We start from the raw sequence: 19,065 nt of genomic DNA, 5'->3' as shown, positions 1-19,065 counted from the left end.
AACAATACAAGGAATAGCCATGCGCCTGCTGCTGGTGGAAGACGATACGATGATAGGCGAGGTGGTGCTGGACCTGCTGCGCGCCGAGCACTACGCGGTGGACTGGGTCAAGGACGGCGACATGGCCGACACGGCCCTGCAGACCCAGACCTACGACCTGGTGCTGCTGGACCTGGGCCTGCCGCGCAAGGACGGCCTGGAAGTGCTGCGCTCCATGCGCGCGCGCAAGGAGATCACGCCGGTGCTGGTGGCCACGGCGCGCGACGCGGTCGAGCAGCGCATCGCCGGCCTGGACGCGGGCGCGGACGACTACGTGCTCAAGCCCTACGACCTGGACGAGCTGCTGGCGCGCATCCGCGCGCTGCTGCGCCGTTCGGCCGGCCGCGCCGATCCGGTGTTCGAGCACAAGGACGTGATGATCAACCCGCAAACGCGGGAGGTGATCGCCAACGGCCAGAACGTCAGCCTGTCCGCGCGCGAGTGGGCGGTGCTGGAGGCGCTGATCGCGCGCCCCGGCATCGTGCTGTCGCGCGCCCAGCTGGAGGAAAAGCTGTACAGCTGGAAGGATGAAGTCAACAGCAACGCGGTGGAAGTGTATATCCACGGCCTGCGCAAGAAGCTGGGCAGCGAGCTGATCCAGAACGTGCGCGGCCTGGGCTACATGGTGCCCAAGGCATGAAGGTCTCCGTCGCGTCGATGTCGCAGTCGGTCAGCAAGTCCGTGTCGCGTTCGGTCTCGCACTCGCTGCGCGCGCGCCTGCTGTGGTTTCTGCTGGCCGCCATCGTGCTGGCCGCCATGGCCCAGGCCCTGATCGCCTACCGCAGCGCGCGCAGCGACGCCGACGAAATCTTCGACTACCACATGCAGCAGATGGCGCTGTCGCTGCGTTCCGGCGCGCCGCTGGCCAACCACGCCAACGACCCGGCGGCCGACCCCGGCAACGACGACATGGTGGTGCAGGTGTGGACCCCGGACGGCGTGCAGGTGTTCCGTTCGCTGTCCCGCGCCGAGCTGCCGCAGCGCGCCGTGCTGGGCTTTTCCAATGTGCGCGTGCGCGGCGCCACCTACCGCATCTTCTCCGTGCAGACCAGCAACCAGACCGTGCAGATCGCGCAGGACATGGCGGTGCGCCAGCGCATGGCCGGCGCCCTGGCGCTGCGCACGGTGGCGCCCATCGCGCTGATGGCGCCGCTGCTGATGCTGGTGGTGTGGTGGGTGGTCAGCGGTTCGCTGGCGCCGGTGGCGCGCGTGCGCAAGCAGGTGGCGGCGCGCCAGGCGGACGATTTGTCGCCCGTGTCCGAGAACGACTTGCCGGACGAGGTGCGGCCGCTGGTGCACGAACTGAACCTGCTGTTCGGCCGCGTGCGCACCGCCTTTGACGCGCAGCAGCATTTCGTGGCCGACGCCGCGCACGAGCTGCGCTCGCCGCTGGCCGCGCTCAAGCTGCAGGTGCTGAGCCTGGACCGCGCCGAGGACGCGTCCGCGCGCGCGGTGGCGGTGGGCCGCCTGACGGCCGGCATCGAGCGCGCCACGCGGCTGGTGGAGCAATTGCTGGTGCTGGCGCGGCAGGAGTCCGGCGGCGCCGAGCAGAAATTCGACCAGGTCAACCTGGCCGACCTGGCCAAGCGCACCCTGGGCGACATGGCGGGCGCCGCACAGGCGCGCGAGATCGACCTGGGCCTGCCGCGCGCCGACGATCTGAGCGTGGCGGGGCAGGGCGACGCGCTGCTGATCCTGCTGCGCAACCTGATCGACAACGCCATCAAGTACACGCCGGCCGGCGGCACGGTGGACGTGGAAGTGCTGCAGGGCGAACGCGGCCCGGTGCTGTGCGTCGAGGACAGCGGCCCCGGCATTTCGCCCGAGGAGCGCGAGCGCGTGTTCAGCCGCTTCTACCGCGTGCCGGGCAGCGCGGCCGGCGGCAGCGGGCTGGGGCTGGCCATTATCAAGGCCATCGCCGAGCGCCACGGCGCCGCGCTGGTGCTGGGGCAGTCCGAGCGCCTGGGCGGCTTGCAGGTCAGAGTCGAGTTTCCTAAAAGTTGAGTTTCCTGTAACCGGAAAGGCCGCGCCCGGCTAGAATGTCGTTTTACCTCGGCAGTGGAGCGGCGCATGAAGAAAATCGGCTTTTCGGGCACCCTGGACCCTATCACCAATGGCCATATGTGGGTGATAGGCGAGGCGCGTTCCATTGCGGACGAGGTGGTGGTGTTCCTGTCCGAGAACTCCACCAAGCAGCCCAAGTTCTCGGCCGAGCAGCGCAAGGCCATCATCGCCGAGAGCTGCGCCGAGCGCGGCTGGGACAATGTGCAGGTGCAGATCGTCAAGAGCGACTACACGGCGCGCGTGGCCAAGAAGCACGGCATCGACTACCTGGTGCGCGGCATCCGCACCACCGCCGACTTCGACTATGAAAACCTGATCCAGCAGACCAATGTGGACGTGATCGGCGGCGCCAAGACCCTGTTCGTGATGCCGCCGCGCGACCTCGGCTCCGTCAGCTCCAGCTTCGTCAAGGCGCTGGAAGGGCCGGTGGGCTGGAACTGGACCATGAAGAACTTCGTGCCCGCGCCGGCCTACAAAGCCTGGATCATCAGCTGGCTGCGCAAGGAATGGGACGCGCTGTGGCAGGGCGCCGCGGCCGATCCTGCGGCCGCCGCCAACGCCGACGCCTGGTTCGAGCGCCTGACCGGCCCCGGCGCCTACGGCGGCCCGGAGCGCCACTACCACAACCTGGACCACCTGGTGCACGGCCTGGCCGAGATCCGCACCTGGAGCGCCAACGTCGGCCCGGCGCGGCGCGACGCCGACATCGTGCGCGCCGCCTTCTGGTTCCACGACGCGGTGTACGACCATGGCGCCGGTAGCGGGCTGTCGAACGAGGAAGCCAGCGCGCGGCAATGGCTGGCCAGCGGCCTGGGGCCGGACATCTCCGCCGACGTGGCCGCGCTGATACGCGCCACCGACCACTTCCAGAGTGCCGGCGTGGCGCACCCGCTGAAGGAAACCATGCTCAGCGTGGATTTGGCGATCCTGGGGCAGGCGGAGGACGTGTACCGCCACTACACGCAAGGCATCCGCGCCGAATACCGCCACATCTCCGACGACCGCTACGCCCTGCAGCGCGGCCAGGTGCTGACCTATCTGCGCCACAAGGCCGAAGCCGGCACCCTGTTCGGCGACCCCTTCTTCGCCGAACAATACAATGCCCAGGCCATCCTCAACATGAGCGACGAAATCGCCGTCCTCTAGACTGGCAGGCGCAAAAAAACGCCCGGCGCATTGCTGCGGCGGGCGTTTTGGCCAGGCCGGAATCAGCTTAGAACTTGACCCACAGGCGGCCGAAGTAGGAGGTGCCGTTCAGGCCGAACTGCACGCTTTCGTACTTGAAGCCGTTGTCGGTTTCGTTCGGATCCTGCACGCTAGGATGGACGTTGAAGATGTTGCTCGCGCCGAAGGTCAGCTTGGTGTTCTTGCTGAAGCTGTAGGTGAAGCCCAGGTCGGCCGAGGTCTTGGGCGCGTAGCGCTGGTTGGCCACGCCGGAGGCGGTGCCGCTCCAGGTGCCCAGGGTCTGCGGGCCGAAGTGGATGATCTTGAAGTCGGTCTCCAGCGCGCCGGTGGTCAGGTCGAAGCCCAGCGTGGCCTTGCGGCGCGGGCCGCCCTGTTCCAGGAACAGGCGCTCGCGCTCGGACAGCAGCACGTCCTCGTAGCCTTTCAGCGCGGCCGGGGCGTGGATGGCGTCCACTTCGGTCTTGCCGAAGTTCATGGCCAGGAAGGTGGTCAGCTTGTTGCCGGCGATGGCGCCGCGGTGCGACGCGGTCAGGTCCAGGCCGCGCGTCTTGGTGTCGACCGAGTTGACGAAGAACTGCGCGCCGCCCACGCCCAGCGTGGCCAGCTTGGCGGCCAGGGTAGGGTAGTTGCTGTCGTCAAACAGGCCGGACAGCACGATGCGGTCCTTGATCTTGATCTGGTACAGGTCGGCCGTGACCGACAGCGCGCCGCTCGGGGTCCAGGTCGCGCCCAGGGTGAAGCTGCGCGACTTTTCTTCCTTCAGCGGCGGCAGGCCGGCCAGCTGGCCCACCGCGCCCACGGCCGGGGTGATCGAGATGTCGGTCGGCTTGCCGCCCACGAAGTCGGTGTAGGTGGACGAGAAGTGCGCCTGCTGCAGCGACGGCGCGCGGAAGCCGGTGCTGGCCGAACCGCGCAGCAGCACCGCGTCGTTCACGCTGTAGGAACCGGCCAGCTTGCCGGTCACGGTGGAGCCGAAGTCGCTGAATTTCTCGTAGCGCAGCGCGCCCTGCAGCTTGGTTTTCTTGTTCAGGTCCGCTTCCAGGTCCAGGTACAGCGCGGTGCTGTGGCGGCTGGCGTTGGTCACGTCGCCCGGCTGGAAGCCGGGGAAGCCCTGGCTGCCGGCATTGCCGCCGCCGGGACCGTCCGCGTCGATATACGAGCCCGGCTCGCCGGCGAAGATCTTGTACTGCTCGCGGCGGTATTCGGCGCCGAAGGCCACGTTCATGCCGTCGCCCACCAGGCCCTCGAAGTAGCGGCTGGCGTCGGCGTTGGTGGTGGTCTGCTGGAAGGAGAAGCCGCCCGCGTTGAAGCTGCTCGGGCTGATGCCCTTGTTGGCCGGCAGGTTGGCGATGGACGCGTTCAGCGTGTTGCTGATGTTGTACTTCAGGCGGTTGTAGCCGTAGGTCTGCGAGAGGTCGGTGTTCCACTCGCCGAGCTTGCTGCGGTAGCCGATGATGCCGTAGCGGTCGTCCAGCTCGCCGTTGATGAAGGGCACGAAGCCGTTCGGGTACATGGCGGCCGAGTTGCGGGTCGGCACGTCGTCGACGCCGTCGCGCGCCCAGGCGCCGCTGGAGGCGTCGCGCTGCTGCAGGCCGGCCGTGAAGTAGAACTTGCCGCCCGCGCCGGCCGGAATTTCACCGTTCACGTAGACGGTCTGGTTCTCGGACTTGGAATCGCCTATGGTGCGCGGGTTGCCCGGCTCGGCGCGGTTGGAGCGGCCGCGGTCCAGGTATTCGCCGGTCACGCCCACCGTGCCGCCGGCCATGGCGAAGCCGCAGTAGGCCGACGCCATGTAGTTCTTGCCGTCGCCGGCCGAGTACTGGCTGTAGCCCACCGACGATTCGCAGCCGATGTTTTTCTTCAGGCCGATGTCCATCACGCCGGCGATGGCGTCCGAGCCGTACTGGGCGGCCGCGCCGTCGCGCAGGATCTGCACGTCCTTGATGGCCATGGTCGGGATGGTGTTCATGTCGGTGCCGGTGCTGCCGCGGTTGCGCGCGCCGAAGATGTTCACCAGCGCGGCGGTGTGGCGGCGCTTGCCGTTGATCAGCACCAGGGTCTGGTCCGAACTCAGGCCGCGCAGCGCGGCCGAGTCCACCAGGTCGGCGCCGTCGGCGCCGGTCTGGCGGGTGGAGTTGAAGGACGGCGAAATATAGGTCAGCGTCTGCGACAGGTCGAACTGGGCGCCTTGCTCGGCCGCCTTGTTCATCGGGATCACGTCGACCGGCACCACGGTGTCGGTGGCGGAGCTGGTGGCGCGGCGCGAGCCCACCACATTGACTGATTGCATGGGGCTGGCGCTGGCGTCGGCGCTCTGGGCTTGGGCGGCCGGGGCCATGGTCGCCAGGGCGGCGCTGCCGTACAGACTGAGCAGAACGGCGCGGCGGAGGGCGGAAATAGTAGGCACGTGTTTCTCCAGATGAAAGATTTCGCTGATTTTATAGCTCAGCACGTTCAACTGAAAGTTACGAACCGTATCTTGCTGCCTCTTTGTTTCAATTTCAGCACACATACACTATTTTTATTGTGCGCCTGAAAAAATGGTGTATGTGACAGGCTTTCCGCTCAGTGGGGCCGCAGGAATGCGGCCGCGCCGCCGATTAATATGTGTTCGCCGTCCGCGCGGCCGCCGTCCAATTCGGTGCGCAGCACGCAGGGCTGGCCCAGCGCGGCGCCCTGGTGCAGGGTGAGGGCGCGGCCCAGGTGCACGGTCAGCGCGCCGGCCGCCACGCCGGTGGCGCTGTCTTCCAGCGCCGGGTCCAGATGGTTGAAGTTGCGGCCTTCAAAGCTGCCGTCGCCGCGGCGCGCGTAGGCGTAGCAACCACTCACTCCGTGCTCCTTGCCCCAGGCGGCGATGCGCGCCAGATCCGGGCGCAGGGCCTGCAAGGCAGCCGCGCTGTCCAGTTCCAGCAGCAGCTTGGGGCTGCCGACCGAGGCGATGGCCGGCGCGGAAGCCAGGCGCAAGCTGGGCTGGCCGAGCAGGGCGGCAGGCAAGTCCGGCGGAATGACCACGTCCGGCGTCGGCTGGCGCTGCAGGCGGACAAACACATCCGTGCCGCGCTCGGACACGTGCAGCAGCTGGCCGCGCAGGGCGGTGCGCACCGCCAGCGGCGCGCCATGTTCGCGCAGCAGCACGCGCGCCGCCGCCAGCGTCGCGTGCAGGCACAGCGGGCTGCGCATGTGCGGATAGTAGTAATCCAGCACGAACAGCGCGTCCTGGGCTGCGGCACCGCCTCCGTCCGCAGGAGCCACGGCATCCACAAACACGCACGCGCTGCGGTTCTGCGCCCGGGCAAAGTCCTGCCGCTGGGCTTCGCTGGACGCGTCCCCCAGCACCACCAGGGCCGCGTTGCCCTCGCCGGGGCGGCTGCCGAAGCATTTCAGTTCATGGACGGTGCGTTGCATATATGTACCTTAAATTGCCGGGCCGGATAGCATAGCGCAGACTGTCCAGCGCCGCACGATGCGCGTACAATACTGTATTTATATACAGTATTCTTGAGCCATGCCGTCCCCCTCGCCGTCGCCAGCCAGCAGCCTGCCAGCCTATGCGGAACTGTTTTGCCTGACGAACTTTTCATTTTTGCAAGGCGCTTCCCATGCCGAGGAGCTGGCTGAGCGCGCCGTGCAGCTGGACTACGCCGCGCTGGCCATCACCGACGAGTGTTCGCTGGCGGGCGTGGTGCGGGCGCACGGGGCGGCCAAGCGCGCCACGCCGGACGGAGCGCCGCCATTCCCCTTGCTGATAGGCAGTCATTTCCACTTGAGCAAGCCGGATGGCTCGCCGGGGCTGTCGCTGCTGGTGCTGGCGAAAAACCGCGCAGGCTATGGCAACCTGTCCGAACTCATCACTTTGGCGCGCATGCGGGAAGGCGTGGTCAAGGGCAGCTACAAGCTCTACCTGGACGACATCGCCGCGCCGCAGCCGGCCCAGGCGCACCTGAAGGGCTTGCCGGACTGCCTGCTGATACTGCTGCCGCGCTATCCATCCGACCAGCCGGAAGACGTGGACGCGCTGCACTTGCAGGCGGCCTGGATGGCGGCGCAGTTCCCCGGCCGCGCCTGGATAGGCCTGAACCTGCTGCAGCACGCCTTCGACGAGGCGCACCGCATGAGCGTGGACGAGGTGGCGTGGCAGCATGGCTTGCCCGTGACGGCGGTGGGCAATGTGCGCATGCACGTGCGCTCGCGCAAGCCGCTGCTGGACACTTTGACGGCGGTGCGTGTGGGCCGCCCGGTGGCCGAGTGTGGTTACGAGCTGGCGCAGAACGCCGAGCAGCACCTGCGTTCGCGGCTGCGGCTGGCCAATCTCTATCCCCGCGCCGCGCTGGACGAAACCGTGCGCATCGCCGCACTGTGCAAGTTCTCGCTGGACGAACTGAAGTACGAATATCCGCACGAGTTGGTGCCGCCAGGCCACACGCCGGCCAGCTATCTGCGTTACGAAACCTATATCGGCGCGCAAACGCGTTATCCGCACGGCATGCCGGAACAGGTGCAACAGCAGGTCGAGGAGGAGCTGGAGCTGATCGCCGAACTGGGCTACGAGTTCTATTTCCTCACCGTGTACGATATCGTGCGCTTCGCCCGTTCGAAGGGCATCCTGTGCCAGGGACGCGGTTCGGCGGCCAATTCGGCCGTATGCTATTGCCTGGGCGTAACCGAGGTCGATCCTGCGCAAAGCAAGCTGCTGGTGGGGCGTTTCATTTCCCGCGAGCGCGCCGAGCCGCCGGACATCGACGTGGACTTCGAACATCAGCGGCGCGAAGAAGTGATCCAGTACATCTATGCGAAGTACGGACGCCACCGCGCCGCGCTGGCCGCCACGGTCATCTGCTACCGGCCCAAAAGCGCGCTGCGCGACGCCGGCAAGGCGCTGGGCGTGGACCTGGCCATCGTGGAGAAGGTGGCCAAGTCGCACCGCTGGTTTGACAGCAAGCAGGACTTGCTGGCCCGGCTCGGGGAAAGCGGGCTGGATCCGGAATCGAAGGTCGCGCACCAGTGGGCCTCGCTGGCCTTCCAGTTCCTCGGCATGCCGCGCCACCTGTCGCAGCACGTGGGTGGCTTTGTCATCGCGCAAGACAAGCTGTCGCGTCTGGTGCCCATCGAGAACGCCAGCATGCAAGACCGCAGCGTGATCCAGTGGGACAAGGACGACCTGGAGGAACTGGGCCTGATGAAGGTGGACGTGCTGGCGCTAGGCATGCTGTCAGCGCTGCGCCGATCACTGGATCTGATCGGAGAGCGGCGTGGCACGCTGTTCCGCCTGCAAGACATCCCGCGCGAAGACCCGCAAACCTACGACATGATGTGCGAGGCCGACACCATAGGCGTATTCCAGATCGAGTCGCGCGCGCAGATGAGCATGCTGCCGCGCCTGCGGCCGAGGGTGTTCTACGATCTCGTGGTGGAGGTGGCGCTGGTGCGGCCGGGCCCGATCCAGGGCGGCATGGTCCATCCCTATCTGCAGCGCCGCATGGACCCCTCACTGATCGAGTACCAGCCGCGCCTGGAAGGGGCGCTGCAGCGCACGCTGGGCGTCCCCATCTTCCAGGAACAGGTGATGCAGATCGCCATGATCGCCGCTGACTTCACCCAGGGGGAGGCGGATCAGCTACGGCGCGCCATGGCAGCCTGGAAGCGTAAGGGCGATATCGAAAAGTACCAGAAGAAAATCGTCGAAGGCATGGTGCGGAATCAATACGACAAAGCGTTTGCCGAAGCCATCTGCGAGCAAATCCAGGGCTTCGGCGAATACGGTTTCCCCGAATCGCACGCCGCCAGTTTCGCGCTGCTGACCTACGCCAGTTCCTGGGTCAAATGCCATGAGCCGGCCGCCTTCCTGTGCGCTTTGCTCAACAGCCAGCCGCTGGGCTTCTACGGTCCCTCGCAGCTGGTGCAGGACGCCAGGCGCCATGGCGTGATCGTGCGGCCGGTGGACGTGGCCATCAGCAGCTGGGACTCGGCGCTGGAGGAAGAGGCCGGCGCGCGCAGCCAGCCTGCCGTGCGGCTGGGCTTTTCCGTGCTGCGCGGCATGCGTCCCGACAGCGCCGGGCGCATCGAACAGGCGCGCGCCGTGCGGGCCTTCGCCAGCGTGGCCGACCTGGCCCGGCGCGCCGACCTCGACCGGCACGACCTGCAAGTGCTGGCCGGCGCCAACGCGCTGGAAGGCCTGTCCGGCAACCGCCGCCAGGCCCTGTGGGAAGCCGCCGGCGCCGTGCCCGACAAGGACTTGCTGCGTCCCACCGAGCCGGACGAGGAAGTCCCGCAGCTGCGCCCGCCCAGCGAAGGCGACGACATCGTCAGCGACTACCGCGCGCAGCGGCTGACCTTGCGCCGCCATCCGCTGGCGCTGCTGCGCGCCACGCTGCTGGACCACCGCTTCATGCCCGCGTCCACGCTGAACAGCTACCGCAACGGCCAGCTCGCGCGCGGCTGCGGCATCGTCACCGTGCGGCAGCGGCCGGGCACGGCCAAGGGCGTGCTGTTCATCACGATAGAGGACGAGACCGGGAACGTGAATGTGATCATCTGGCCGTCGCTGGTGGAGCAGCAGCGCAAGGAAGTGCTGGGCGCCCAGCTGCTGGGGGTGTACGGCGTGTGGCAGCAGGAAGGCATCGTGCGCCACCTGGTGGCCAAGCGCCTGGTGGACATGAGCCACCTGCTCGGCAGCCTGCCCACCGTCAGCCGCGACTTTTGCTAATCGCCTTGCCAGTTTTGGCATAATGGCGGCATGGATAAAATGTTAATGCGGAAGGCGGAGCGAGGGGATGCGGGGGCGATCAGCGCGCTGATTCACGACTTGATGCCGTTTATGACGCTGGCGCCGGACGGCGCGGGCGCGGAGCAATTCATGCTGAGCATGGCGGCCGAGGCGATTGAGCGCTATGTGACGGGCGAGGCGTATCAATACTGGACCGGCTGGCTTGATGATGGCCTGGCTGGCGTGGTCGCGCTGCGCAACGGCACGCATCTGTTCCACCTGTACGTGGCGCGGCGCCATCATGGCCAGGGCCATGCGCGGCAGCTGTGGGATACGGCCCGCGCGGCGGTGCCGGCGGCGCAGGCGATGACGGTCAATGCTTCCGTCTACGCGGTACCCATGTACCAGCACTTCGGTTTCGCCGCCACCGGCCCGCGCGTTGAGCAGCACGGCATTGCCTACGTGCCGATGCGGCTGGAACAAAACGCGCCCGGAGAGGGCGCGTGAAAGCAGGCTTGCCTGGTACGGCGGCGGCTAAGATCTAGCGGGCGCTGGTGCCGTAATAGTTGTGGATCTCGGCAGCCCAGGCCTGGTTGGCCATATTGGGCCAGTGCTCGGTGTCGAAGCCGGGCGCGTTGTCGATGCGGTCCTTGTCGATGTTGAGCGTGAAGCGCTTGTTCACCGTGTCCAGCGTCAGTGCCTCCCAGGGCACGGCGAACAGCCGCTCGCCCAGCGTGAACACGCCGCCGCTGGCCATCACCGCGTAGGCGATTTTGCCCGAGCGCATGTCCAGCATGATTTCCTTGATCTCGCCCAGGTGCTCGTTTTGCAGATTGTGCACGTGGTCGCCGATCAGCGTGTCGGCGCCCATCAGTTCAGGACCTGGGCCCTTGTGGCCCCGGTCTACATACATGCCGTAGGCATCGCGTTCTTCGTAGCTCATGTCGTCCTCCGTTGTGGAAATGTCATTGAAAACCCATTTTGCGGCCTGCCTGTCGGCGGCTCTGTACGCTGTCCAACACAGTATGCAATCTTGCCGTTTTTATCAGCCGAGACTGAGGAATAGAGCGGGCGTTCGGGCTATTTGCAGCCGTACTGATGAAGAATCGCGCAATTTGCGCTATAATTTCAATTTCCCGCACGTGCCGTTCGGCACCGACCCGCAATGACCAAATATGTCTTCGTCACCGGTGGCGTTGTGTCTTCCCTTGGTAAAGGGATAGCCGCCGCCTCCCTCGCCGCGATCCTCGAATCGCGCGGCCTCAAAGTCACCATGCTCAAGCTCGATCCGTACATCAACGTTGATCCGGGCACCATGAGCCCCATGCAGCACGGTGAAGTCTTCGTTACCGACGACGGGGCGGAAACCGACCTCGACCTCGGCCACTACGAGCGTTTCATCTCCACCCGCATGAAAAAGGTGAACAACTTCACCACCGGCCAGATCTACGAATCCGTGATCCGCAAGGAACGCCGCGGCGAGTACCTGGGCAAGACCGTGCAGGTGATTCCGCACATCACCAATGAAATCCAGGACTACATCCGCCGCGGCGCCGAAGGCTACGACGTGGCCCTGTGCGAAATCGGCGGCACCGTGGGCGACATCGAGTCGCTGCCCTTCCTGGAAGCGGCGCGCCAGCTGAGCCTGCGCGCAGGTCGCAAGAACACCGCCTTCGTCCACCTGACCCTGGTGCCGTTCATCGCCTCGGCCGGCGAACTGAAGACCAAGCCTACCCAGCACTCGGTGCAGAAGCTGCGCGAAATCGGCATCTCGCCGAACGCGCTGCTGTGCCGCGCCGACCGCGCCATTCCGGAAGACGAACGCGCCAAGATCTCGCTGTTCTCCAACATCGAAGAGCAGGCCGTGATCTCGGTGTGGGACGTGGACACCATCTACAAAGTGCCGCAGATGCTGCACGACCAGGGCCTGGACGCCATCATCTGCGAAGCGCTGGACCTGAACCCGGCCCCGGCCGACCTGTCCGTGTGGAGCAAGCTGATCTACACGCTGGAGCACCCGAAAGCGGAAGTGTCGATCGGCATGGTCGGCAAATACGTGGAGCTGACCGAGTCGTACAAGTCGCTGACCGAAGCGCTGCGCCACGCCGGCATCCACAACGAGTCCAAGGTCAACATCGAGTACATCGACTCGGAAGAGATCGAGACCACCGGCTGCGCCGAGCTGGCCAAGTACGACGCCATCCTGGTGCCGGGCGGCTTCGGCAAGCGCGGCGTGGAAGGCAAGATCATGGCGGCCCAGTTCGCCCGTGAAAACAAGATCCCTTACCTGGGCATCTGCCTGGGCATGCAGGTGGCGCTGATCGAATACGCGCGCCACAAGGCCGGCCTGACGCACGCCAACTCCACCGAGTTCGAGCCGCAGACCGACCAGCCTGTGGTGGCCCTGATCGACGAATGGCAAGGCCTGGACGGCAAGGTTGAAAAGCGCGACGAGAAGTCGGACCTGGGCGGCACCATGCGCCTGGGCGCGCAAGCCTGCGCCGTCAAGCCGGGCACGCTGGCATCGGAAATCTACGGCAGCGTGGTGACCGAGCGCCACCGCCACCGCTACGAAGCCAACAACCACTACCTGGGCCGCGTGGAAGCCGCCGGCCTGGTGGTTGCCGCGCGCACCCCGACCGAAGACCTGTGCGAAATCATGGAACTGCCGCGCACCGGCGAGAACGCGCACCCATGGTATATGGGCGTGCAGTACCACCCTGAATTCAAATCGACCCCGCGCGACGGCCACCCGCTGTTCACGTCCTATATCAAGGCGGCGCTGGCGCAAAAAGCGTCCAAGGGTCTGCATGCAGTCCAACTGGAAGGAGACGCAGCATGAAACTGTGCGGATTTGACGTAGGCCTCGACCAGCCGTTCTTCCTGATCGCCGGCACCTGCGTGATCGAGTCGCGCCAGATGGCGTTCGACGTGGCCGGCGCGCTGAAGGAAATGACCACCGAGCTGGGCATTCCCTTCATCTACAAGTCGTCCTTCGACAAGGCGAACCGTTCGTCGGGCACGTCCTACCGTGGTCCGGGCATGGAAAAAGGCCTGGAGATCCTGGGCGACGTCAAGCGCGAGCTGGGCGTGCCGGTGCTGACCGACGTGCACACCATCGAGGAAATCGAAGTGGTGTCGTCCGTGGTGGACGTGCTGCAAACCCCGGCCTTCCTGTGCCGCCAGACCGACTTCATCAACGCGTGCGCCGAATCGGGCAAGCCGGTGAACATCAAGAAGGGCCAGTTCCTGGCCCCGGGCGACATGAAGCACGTGATCGCCAAGGCGCGCGCAGCGGCGGCCGCCAAGAATCTGCCTGAAGACAACTTCATGGCCTGCGAACGCGGCGCCTCCTTCGGCTACAACAACCTGGTGTCCGATATGCGCTCGCTGTCCATCATGCGCGAAACCGGCGCCCCGGTGGTGTTCGACGCCACCCACTCGGTGCAGCTGCCGGGCGGCAATGGTTCCTCCTCGGGCGGCATGCGCGAGATGGTGCCGGTGCTGTCGCGCGCGGCCGTGGCCGTGGGCGTGGCCGGCCTGTTCATGGAAACCCACCCGACCCCGGCCACCGCGCTGTCGGACGGCCCGAACGCGGTGCCGCTGGGCCGCATGAAGGAGCTGCTGTCGGTGCTGATCGAGCTGGACCGCGTGACCAAGAAGGCGGGCTTCCTGGAAACCAGTTTTAACTAAGTTATCACTGAGCATACAGAATCATGAGTTACCGGGCGGGTCCGGCGTATAGAACACATACGCCGGACCCGCTTCCACATCCGGCTGCCGTCTGTTACCCTTGCTGCACCTTGCGCGGGGACTAGCCAGACTGGCCCCGCGAGCAACAGTTTTGCTTAAACTTTTGGAGTATGACATGAGTGCTATCGTAGACATTATCGGCCGTGAAGTAATCGATTCGCGCGGCAATCCTACCGTCGAATGCGACGTGCTGCTGGAGTCGGGCGTGATGGGCCGCGCGGCTGTGCCGTCGGGCGCATCCACCGGTTCGCGCGAAGCCATCGAGCTGCGCGACGGCGATCCGAAGCGCTACTTCGGCAAGGGCGTGCTGCAAGCCTGCGAAAACATCAACACCGAAATCTCGGAAGCCATCATGGGCCTGGACGCCAATGAGCAGGCCTTCCTGGACCGCACCCTGATCGACCTGGACGGCACCGAGAACAAGTCGCGCCTGGGCGCCAACGCCATGCTGGCCGTGTCCATGGCCGTGGCCAAGGCCGCCGCCGAAGAAGCCGGCCTGCCGCTGTACCGCTACTTCGGCGGTTCGGGCGCCATGCAGATGCCAGTGCCGATGATGAACGTCATCAACGGCGGCGCACACGCCGACAACAACCTGGACATCCAGGAATTCATGATCATCCCGGTCGGCGCGCCTTCCTTCAAGGAAGCCATCCGCTACGGCGCGGAAGTGTTCCACACGCTGAAAAAGATCCTGCACAAGAAGGGCCTGAACACCGCCGTCGGCGACGAAGGCGGTTTCGCCCCATCGCTGGCCAACCATGAAGAAGCGATCAAGCTCATCATCCAGGCCATCGAAGAAGCCGGCTACGAGCCAGGCACCCAGATCGCGCTGGGCCTGGACTGCGCCGCCTCCGAGTTCTACAAGGACGGCAAGTACCAGCTGGACGGCGAAGGCATGAGCCTGACCGCCGTGGAGTTCACCAACCTGCTGGCCACCTGGTGCGACAAATACCCGATCATCTCGATCGAGGACGCGATGCACGAAGGCGATTGGGAAGGCTGGGCGACCCTGACCGCAGCACTGGGCAAGCGCGTGCAGCTGGTGGGCGACGACCTGTTCGTCACCAACACCAAGATCCTGAAAGAAGGCATCCAGAAGGGTATCGCCAACTCGATCCTGATCAAGATCAATCAGATCGGCACCCTGACCGAAACCTTCGCCGCCATCGAAATGGCCAAGCGCGCCGGCTACACCGCCGTGATCTCGCACCGCTCGGGCGAGACCGAAGACTCGACCATCGCCGACATCGCCGTGGGCACCAACGCGCTGCAGATCAAGACCGGCTCGATGTCCCGTTCGGACCGCATGGCCAAGTACAACCAGCTGCTGCGCATCGAAGAAGACCTGGGCGACATCGCTTCCTACCCTGGCCGTGACGCGTTCTACAACCTGAAGTAATAGCACCACGCCGGCCGGGCGCTTGCCTGGCCGGCTTTTCCCTATGCGTTTGATTACCCTTGCACTGGCAGCGCTGCTGCTGCTGATACAGTACCCGCTCTGGCTGGGGAAAGGCGGCTGGCTGCGTGTCGCCGACCTGGAAAGCCAGGTGGCGGTGGCCCAGAAGAAGAACGACGAGCTGAAAAGCCGCAACGCCAAACTCGATTCCGAAGTGCGCGACCTCAAGGACGGCACCGGCGCCGTCGAAGAACGTGCCCGCTTCGAGCTGAGCATGATCAAGCAGAACGAAATCTACATCCAGATCCTCGGCAAGGGCCAGGCCCAGCCGCAACCTCAAGCCGCAGCCGCTACGCCCAATCCATAAACATTACGCGTACTTGTAAATAAGAATCATTCTTGTTAATATGCGCCGTTGCCAGCGATATCCACAAGGAGAGCCAGCCTTAAACCTCTCCCGATCTGGAATCCTATGGCTGCCAACCACCCGCGACAGCGGCGCCTTGCCGCGCTGCTGCTGACCGCATTCGCCGTGCCCGCCGCACCGGCAATCGCCCAAACCACCCAACTGAACGAAATCCTGGTCACCGCCCAGCGCGAGGACGCGCCGTCCAGGACCGGCACCACCACCGTCATCGGCAGCGCCGAGCTGAACAAACGCAACGCCACCGACATGGCCAATATGGCGCGCTACGAGCCGCTCATCAGCGTGCCGGCGGCCGGCATCGGCTCCGGCAATATCTGGGACGGCGCGGGCAACACCGGCTTCAATATCCGTGGCGTGGAAGGCAACCGCGTGAGCCTGGACCTGGACGGCATCTCGCTGCCCGACGCCGCGCCCAAGCCGGACGGCAACACTCTGAACAGCTTCGGCGTGGGCCGCGACTACTTCGACCCGGAAATCTTCCGCGAAGTGCGCATCGGCTCCGGCACCTCGGCGGCGGGGGCGGGCACGCCCGGCCTGGGCGGCAGCGTGTCCTTCGTCACCAAGTCGCCGGAAGACTACCTGAGCGCCACCCGCAACAGCTACGCCGAATACAAATTCGGCTACACCTCTGGCGACAAGGCCAGGATGCACGCGCTCACCGGCGCCGCAGGCTTTGGCGCATTGCAGGCCCTGGCCGTGCTGGTGCACCGCGACGGCCAGCAACTGGACAGCAAGGGCAGTGCCGTGCTCAACCCGGACGACTGGTCGTCGGACGCCTTGCTCGGCAAATTCAGCTGGGCGCCGGTGGCCGGCCACAAGCTGGGCTTCACCGTGGACGCCTTCAAGTCCGGGCACGACCGCGAGATCAAGAACAAGCAGCTGTCGCTCTATCCGGAAGGTTCCCAGCAGGCCTCCACCACGCGCCGCACGCGCGTCAGCCTCGACCACGGCTACACCGCCGCGGCCGGCTTGCTGTTCGACAGCATCGACACCCGCCTCTACGTGCAGGACGCGAAAGTGGAAGACAACACCCACGCGCCCTACATCACCGGCGGCCGCCCCTACACGCGCGACATTTCCACCGGCCTGTACAACAAGAGCGTCGGCATCGCCAGCGACGCGGGCAAGCAGCTCAACGCGGCCACGCTGCTGAACTACGGCTTCACGCTGGAAGGCCTGGAAACCCGCCGTCCGTGGAAAGAAGACAGGCTGGTGGTGGGCACCACCACCCACCAGCTCACGCAAAAGAACCGCATGGCGGACATGGACACGCTCAAGTTCGCGGCCTATGCGCGCGGCGACATCGCCTTCGCGCTGGCCGGCCACAACGCTACGCTGACGCCCGGTCTGCGCTTCGAGCACCGCAAGCTGAGCCCCAAGAACCTGGAAAACTACCTCATCGCCTTGCCGTCCGCCGCCAAGGAACTCAAGGACGACAGCGACAGCTACCTGGCGCCCAGCCTGGGCCTGTCGGTCGAGCTGACGCCCAGTTTCAACGCCTACGCCAGCTTCAAGCGCGGCGCGCGCATGCCCAGCGGCGCCGACCGCACCAGCACCTACGACTCCTTCAGCTACACCGGGGCAGGCCAGGGTTACGGCGTGCTGGGCAACGCCAAGCTGGAAAAGGAAACCAGCAACGCGGTCGAGCTTGGTGTGAAGGGCGAGCCGCGCAAGGGCGTCCAGTTCAGCGCCTCGGCCTTCCACACCGCCTACCGCAACTTCATCGAATACGTGGCGCAGCCGGCCGACCCGGTCAACTACCCGACCCTGAGCCAGGGCCTGTTCCGTCCCGAGAACGTGGCGCGCGCGGGCATCTGGGGCGTGGAAATGAGCAGCCGCTTCGACCTGGGGCAGTGGTCCGCGCCCTTGCAAGGCGCCAGCGTGGCAGTGGCGGCGGGCGGCTCGCGCGGCACCACCACCAACGACAGGACCGGCAAGAAGGGCGACCTCGCCACCGTGCTGCCCTACAAAGGCAGCGCCACCCTGGCCTGGGACGATCCCGGCCAGCGCGGCGGCGTCTCCCTGACCACCGTGCATGCGCGCGCCAAGCAGGCCAAGCCGGACGTGGTGAGCGGCGCCACCACCGTGCTGTTCGCCGTGCCCGCGTCCACCGTGGTGGACCTGGCCGCCTACTTCAACCTCGGCAAGAACGCCGTGATCAGCGCCGGCGCCTACAACCTGGGCGACAAGAAGTACTGGGACTACGCCTCCGCGCGCACGCTGGCGGCGGGCACCACCGCCACCGCGCTGGCCGACATCGAACGCCAGGTGAAAACCGGACGCAATTACGCCGTTACCTTTAAACTGATGTACTGATACTGGAGACCATATGAAGCATCATCACCGTTATGCCCTGGCGCTTGCGAGCGCCCTCGTGTTCGGCGCCATGCCCGCCATGGCGGCGGACGCCGCCCTGGCCCAGCGCTGGGAAAAGCTGCGCGCCGAACAGCCCAAGCTGCAGATACGCGACGCCGCGCGCGCGCTCAACGTGTCCGAAGCCGAACTGCTGGCCACCAGCATCGGCAAGACCGCCACGCTGCTCAAGAATGACGGCAACGCGCCGCGCGAAATCATGCGCCGCGCGCTGGACCTGGGCAAAGTGCTGGCCCTGACGCGCAATGAAAACGGCGTGCTGGAACGCACCGGCATCGCCACCCGCATCGAGCAGGACGCGGCTGCCGCGCAGACGGCGGCGGGCGCGCCCGGCGATCCCGAGCGCGAAGCACGCATGCGCAACATCGCCGGCGGCTACCTGGGCGGCGAGATCGACCTGCGCTTCAACTTCGCCAACTGGAAGCACGCCTTCGCCGTGGAACAGCCCGGCCGCGACGGCCAGACCTCGCGCAGCCTGCAGTTCTTCGACGAGAACGGCAACGCCGTGCACAAGCTGTACCTGAAGAACGAAGCGGCAGTCGGCATCTTCGACAAGCTGGTGGCCGACTTCCGCGCAGCCGACCAGAACGCCGCGCTGAAGGTGCTGGCGGCGGCGCCGAAGCCGGTGGAGAAGGCCGACAGCGCAGTGGACGTGAAAGAGTTCCAGCTGGCCTGGAAGGAGATGACGGACGTGCACCAGTTCAGCCGCCTGCTGGGCGAGTTCGGCATCTCGCGCGAACAGGCCATGCGTCTGGCGCCCGAGGGTGCGGTGCAGCGTGTGTCGCCGAAAGCGGTGCGCAATCTGCTGGACGAATCGGCCCGGCGGAAGCTGCCCATCATGGCTTTCCTGGGCAATGGTTCGGTGACGCAGATTTTCAGCGGCGTGATTGAAAAGACCGCCGCCAGCGGCGACTGGTACAACGTGCTGGACCCGGACTTCAACCTGCACCTGCGCGAGACGGCCTTCAACAGCGGCTACGTGGTACAGCGCGCGGGCGTGACGTCGGTGGAGTTTTTCGACAAGAACGGCGAGCTGGTGGTGACCTTCTTTGGCGTGCGCGAGCGCGCCAAGCCGCAGCCGCAGACCTGGGTGGATTTGACGAGCAATCTGCCCAAGGCCTGAGC

14 protein-coding genes are annotated in these 19,065 nt (G+C 65.9%); 11 read left to right on the top strand and 3 right to left on the bottom strand.

The genetic code is table 11. The features are described 5' to 3' along the window. Positions 1 to 19: 19 nt before the first annotated feature. The 3 genes from GTP77_RS13805 to coaD all read left to right on the top strand — a co-directional run bounded on the left by GTP77_RS13805 (position 20) and on the right by coaD (position 3,249). Positions 20 to 679: a response regulator gene (locus GTP77_RS13805; protein ID WP_161072728.1), complete on the top strand. Its 660-nt coding sequence runs from the start codon at positions 20 to 22 to the stop codon at positions 677 to 679. Continuing rightward, positions 676 to 2,043, top strand: a complete 1,368-nt coding sequence (locus GTP77_RS13800) for an ATP-binding protein (RefSeq protein ID WP_228893543.1) — start codon at positions 676 to 678, stop codon at positions 2,041 to 2,043. Before GTP77_RS13805 ends, GTP77_RS13800 begins: the two co-directional genes overlap by 4 nt. Positions 2,044 to 2,109: 66 nt before the next feature. Then, the gene (gene coaD, locus GTP77_RS13795; protein WP_161072727.1) at positions 2,110 to 3,249 is read left to right on the top strand and encodes a pantetheine-phosphate adenylyltransferase; all 1,140 of its coding nucleotides are present in this window, start codon (positions 2,110 to 2,112) and stop codon (positions 3,247 to 3,249) included. A 67-nt stretch (positions 3,250 to 3,316) separates the two neighbouring features. Here coaD and GTP77_RS13790 read toward each other — a convergent pair whose 3' ends face one another. Together GTP77_RS13790 and GTP77_RS13785 are read right to left on the bottom strand one after the other, a co-directional pair. Then, positions 3,317 to 5,695 carry a TonB-dependent receptor plug domain-containing protein gene (locus tag GTP77_RS13790; RefSeq protein ID WP_228893542.1) on the bottom strand — a complete coding sequence of 793 codons (2,379 nt, stop codon included), beginning with the start codon at positions 5,693 to 5,695 and terminating at the stop codon, positions 3,317 to 3,319. Between the two features lie 158 nt (positions 5,696 to 5,853). After that, positions 5,854 to 6,693 (bottom strand): PhzF family phenazine biosynthesis protein, encoded by an 840-nt coding sequence (locus GTP77_RS13785; RefSeq protein WP_161072726.1) that lies wholly within the window; start codon positions 6,691 to 6,693, stop codon positions 5,854 to 5,856. A gap of 100 nt (positions 6,694 to 6,793) precedes the next feature. Between GTP77_RS13785 and GTP77_RS13780 the strand changes: the two genes are divergently transcribed. Further along, on the top strand, positions 6,794 to 9,991 hold the full coding sequence (locus tag GTP77_RS13780; RefSeq protein WP_161072725.1) for an error-prone DNA polymerase: 3,198 nt from the start codon (positions 6,794 to 6,796) through the stop codon (positions 9,989 to 9,991). A 102-nt stretch (positions 9,992 to 10,093) separates the two neighbouring features. Continuing rightward, entirely contained in the window at positions 10,094 to 10,498 is a 405-nt protein-coding gene (locus GTP77_RS13775) for a GNAT family N-acetyltransferase (protein ID WP_229202189.1), read from the top strand. A gap of 34 nt (positions 10,499 to 10,532) precedes the next feature. On the opposite strand, the gene GTP77_RS13770 is transcribed toward GTP77_RS13775, so the two are convergent. Beyond that, positions 10,533 to 10,934 (bottom strand): PRC-barrel domain-containing protein, encoded by a 402-nt coding sequence (locus GTP77_RS13770; RefSeq protein WP_161072724.1) that lies wholly within the window; start codon positions 10,932 to 10,934, stop codon positions 10,533 to 10,535. A gap of 222 nt (positions 10,935 to 11,156) precedes the next feature. Between GTP77_RS13770 and pyrG the strand changes: the two genes are divergently transcribed. The 6 genes from pyrG to GTP77_RS13740 all read left to right on the top strand — a co-directional run bounded on the left by pyrG (position 11,157) and on the right by GTP77_RS13740 (position 19,063). Then, the gene (gene pyrG, locus GTP77_RS13765; protein ID WP_161072723.1) at positions 11,157 to 12,833 is read left to right on the top strand and encodes a CTP synthase; all 1,677 of its coding nucleotides are present in this window, start codon (positions 11,157 to 11,159) and stop codon (positions 12,831 to 12,833) included. Beyond that, positions 12,830 to 13,684, top strand: a complete 855-nt coding sequence (kdsA, locus tag GTP77_RS13760; RefSeq protein ID WP_161072722.1) for a 3-deoxy-8-phosphooctulonate synthase — start codon at positions 12,830 to 12,832, stop codon at positions 13,682 to 13,684. Before pyrG ends, kdsA begins: the two co-directional genes overlap by 4 nt. A gap of 175 nt (positions 13,685 to 13,859) precedes the next feature. Beyond that, positions 13,860 to 15,143: a phosphopyruvate hydratase gene (gene eno, locus GTP77_RS13755; protein WP_161072721.1), complete on the top strand. Its 1,284-nt coding sequence runs from the start codon at positions 13,860 to 13,862 to the stop codon at positions 15,141 to 15,143. A 43-nt stretch (positions 15,144 to 15,186) separates the two neighbouring features. After that, positions 15,187 to 15,507, top strand: coding sequence for a cell division protein FtsB (gene ftsB, locus GTP77_RS13750; RefSeq protein ID WP_161072720.1), 321 nt, complete (start codon positions 15,187 to 15,189; stop codon positions 15,505 to 15,507). A 105-nt stretch (positions 15,508 to 15,612) separates the two neighbouring features. Continuing rightward, positions 15,613 to 17,883: a TonB-dependent receptor domain-containing protein gene (locus tag GTP77_RS13745; protein WP_161072719.1), complete on the top strand. Its 2,271-nt coding sequence runs from the start codon at positions 15,613 to 15,615 to the stop codon at positions 17,881 to 17,883. Between the two features lie 13 nt (positions 17,884 to 17,896). Then, positions 17,897 to 19,063: a hemin-degrading factor gene (locus GTP77_RS13740; protein WP_161072718.1), complete on the top strand. Its 1,167-nt coding sequence runs from the start codon at positions 17,897 to 17,899 to the stop codon at positions 19,061 to 19,063. The last annotated feature ends 2 nt before the right edge of the window (positions 19,064 to 19,065 follow it).

The organism is Pseudoduganella aquatica, assembly GCF_009857595.1.
GTDB lineage: Bacteria > Pseudomonadota > Gammaproteobacteria > Burkholderiales > Burkholderiaceae_D > Rugamonas > Rugamonas aquatica_A.
Note: the sequence above shows the minus strand (reverse complement) of the source record. Positions and strands in the feature narration are given on the sequence as shown.

Bases quoted from the DNA above. Each gene is read 5' to 3' on its own strand.
- coaD (WP_161072727.1), top strand. From the start codon at position 2,110: ATGAAGAAAATCGGCTTTTCGGGCACCCTGGACCCTATCACCAATGGC.
- GTP77_RS13805 (WP_161072728.1), top strand. From the start codon at position 20: ATGCGCCTGCTGCTGGTGGAAGACGATACGATGATAGGCGAGGTGGTG.
- GTP77_RS13775 (WP_229202189.1), top strand. From the start codon at position 10,094: ATGCCGTTTATGACGCTGGCGCCGGACGGCGCGGGCGCGGAGCAATTC.
- GTP77_RS13780 (WP_161072725.1), top strand. From the start codon at position 6,794: ATGCCGTCCCCCTCGCCGTCGCCAGCCAGCAGCCTGCCAGCCTATGCG.
- GTP77_RS13740 (WP_161072718.1), top strand. From the start codon at position 17,897: ATGAAGCATCATCACCGTTATGCCCTGGCGCTTGCGAGCGCCCTCGTG.
- ftsB (WP_161072720.1), top strand. From the start codon at position 15,187: ATGCGTTTGATTACCCTTGCACTGGCAGCGCTGCTGCTGCTGATACAG.
- GTP77_RS13770 (WP_161072724.1), bottom strand. From the start codon at position 10,934: ATGAGCTACGAAGAACGCGATGCCTACGGCATGTATGTAGACCGGGGC.
- pyrG (WP_161072723.1), top strand. From the start codon at position 11,157: ATGACCAAATATGTCTTCGTCACCGGTGGCGTTGTGTCTTCCCTTGGT.
- GTP77_RS13745 (WP_161072719.1), top strand. From the start codon at position 15,613: ATGGCTGCCAACCACCCGCGACAGCGGCGCCTTGCCGCGCTGCTGCTG.
- GTP77_RS13800 (WP_228893543.1), top strand. From the start codon at position 676: ATGAAGGTCTCCGTCGCGTCGATGTCGCAGTCGGTCAGCAAGTCCGTG.
- eno (WP_161072721.1), top strand. From the start codon at position 13,860: ATGAGTGCTATCGTAGACATTATCGGCCGTGAAGTAATCGATTCGCGC.
- GTP77_RS13785 (WP_161072726.1), bottom strand. From the start codon at position 6,693: ATGCAACGCACCGTCCATGAACTGAAATGCTTCGGCAGCCGCCCCGGC.
- kdsA (WP_161072722.1), top strand. From the start codon at position 12,830: ATGAAACTGTGCGGATTTGACGTAGGCCTCGACCAGCCGTTCTTCCTG.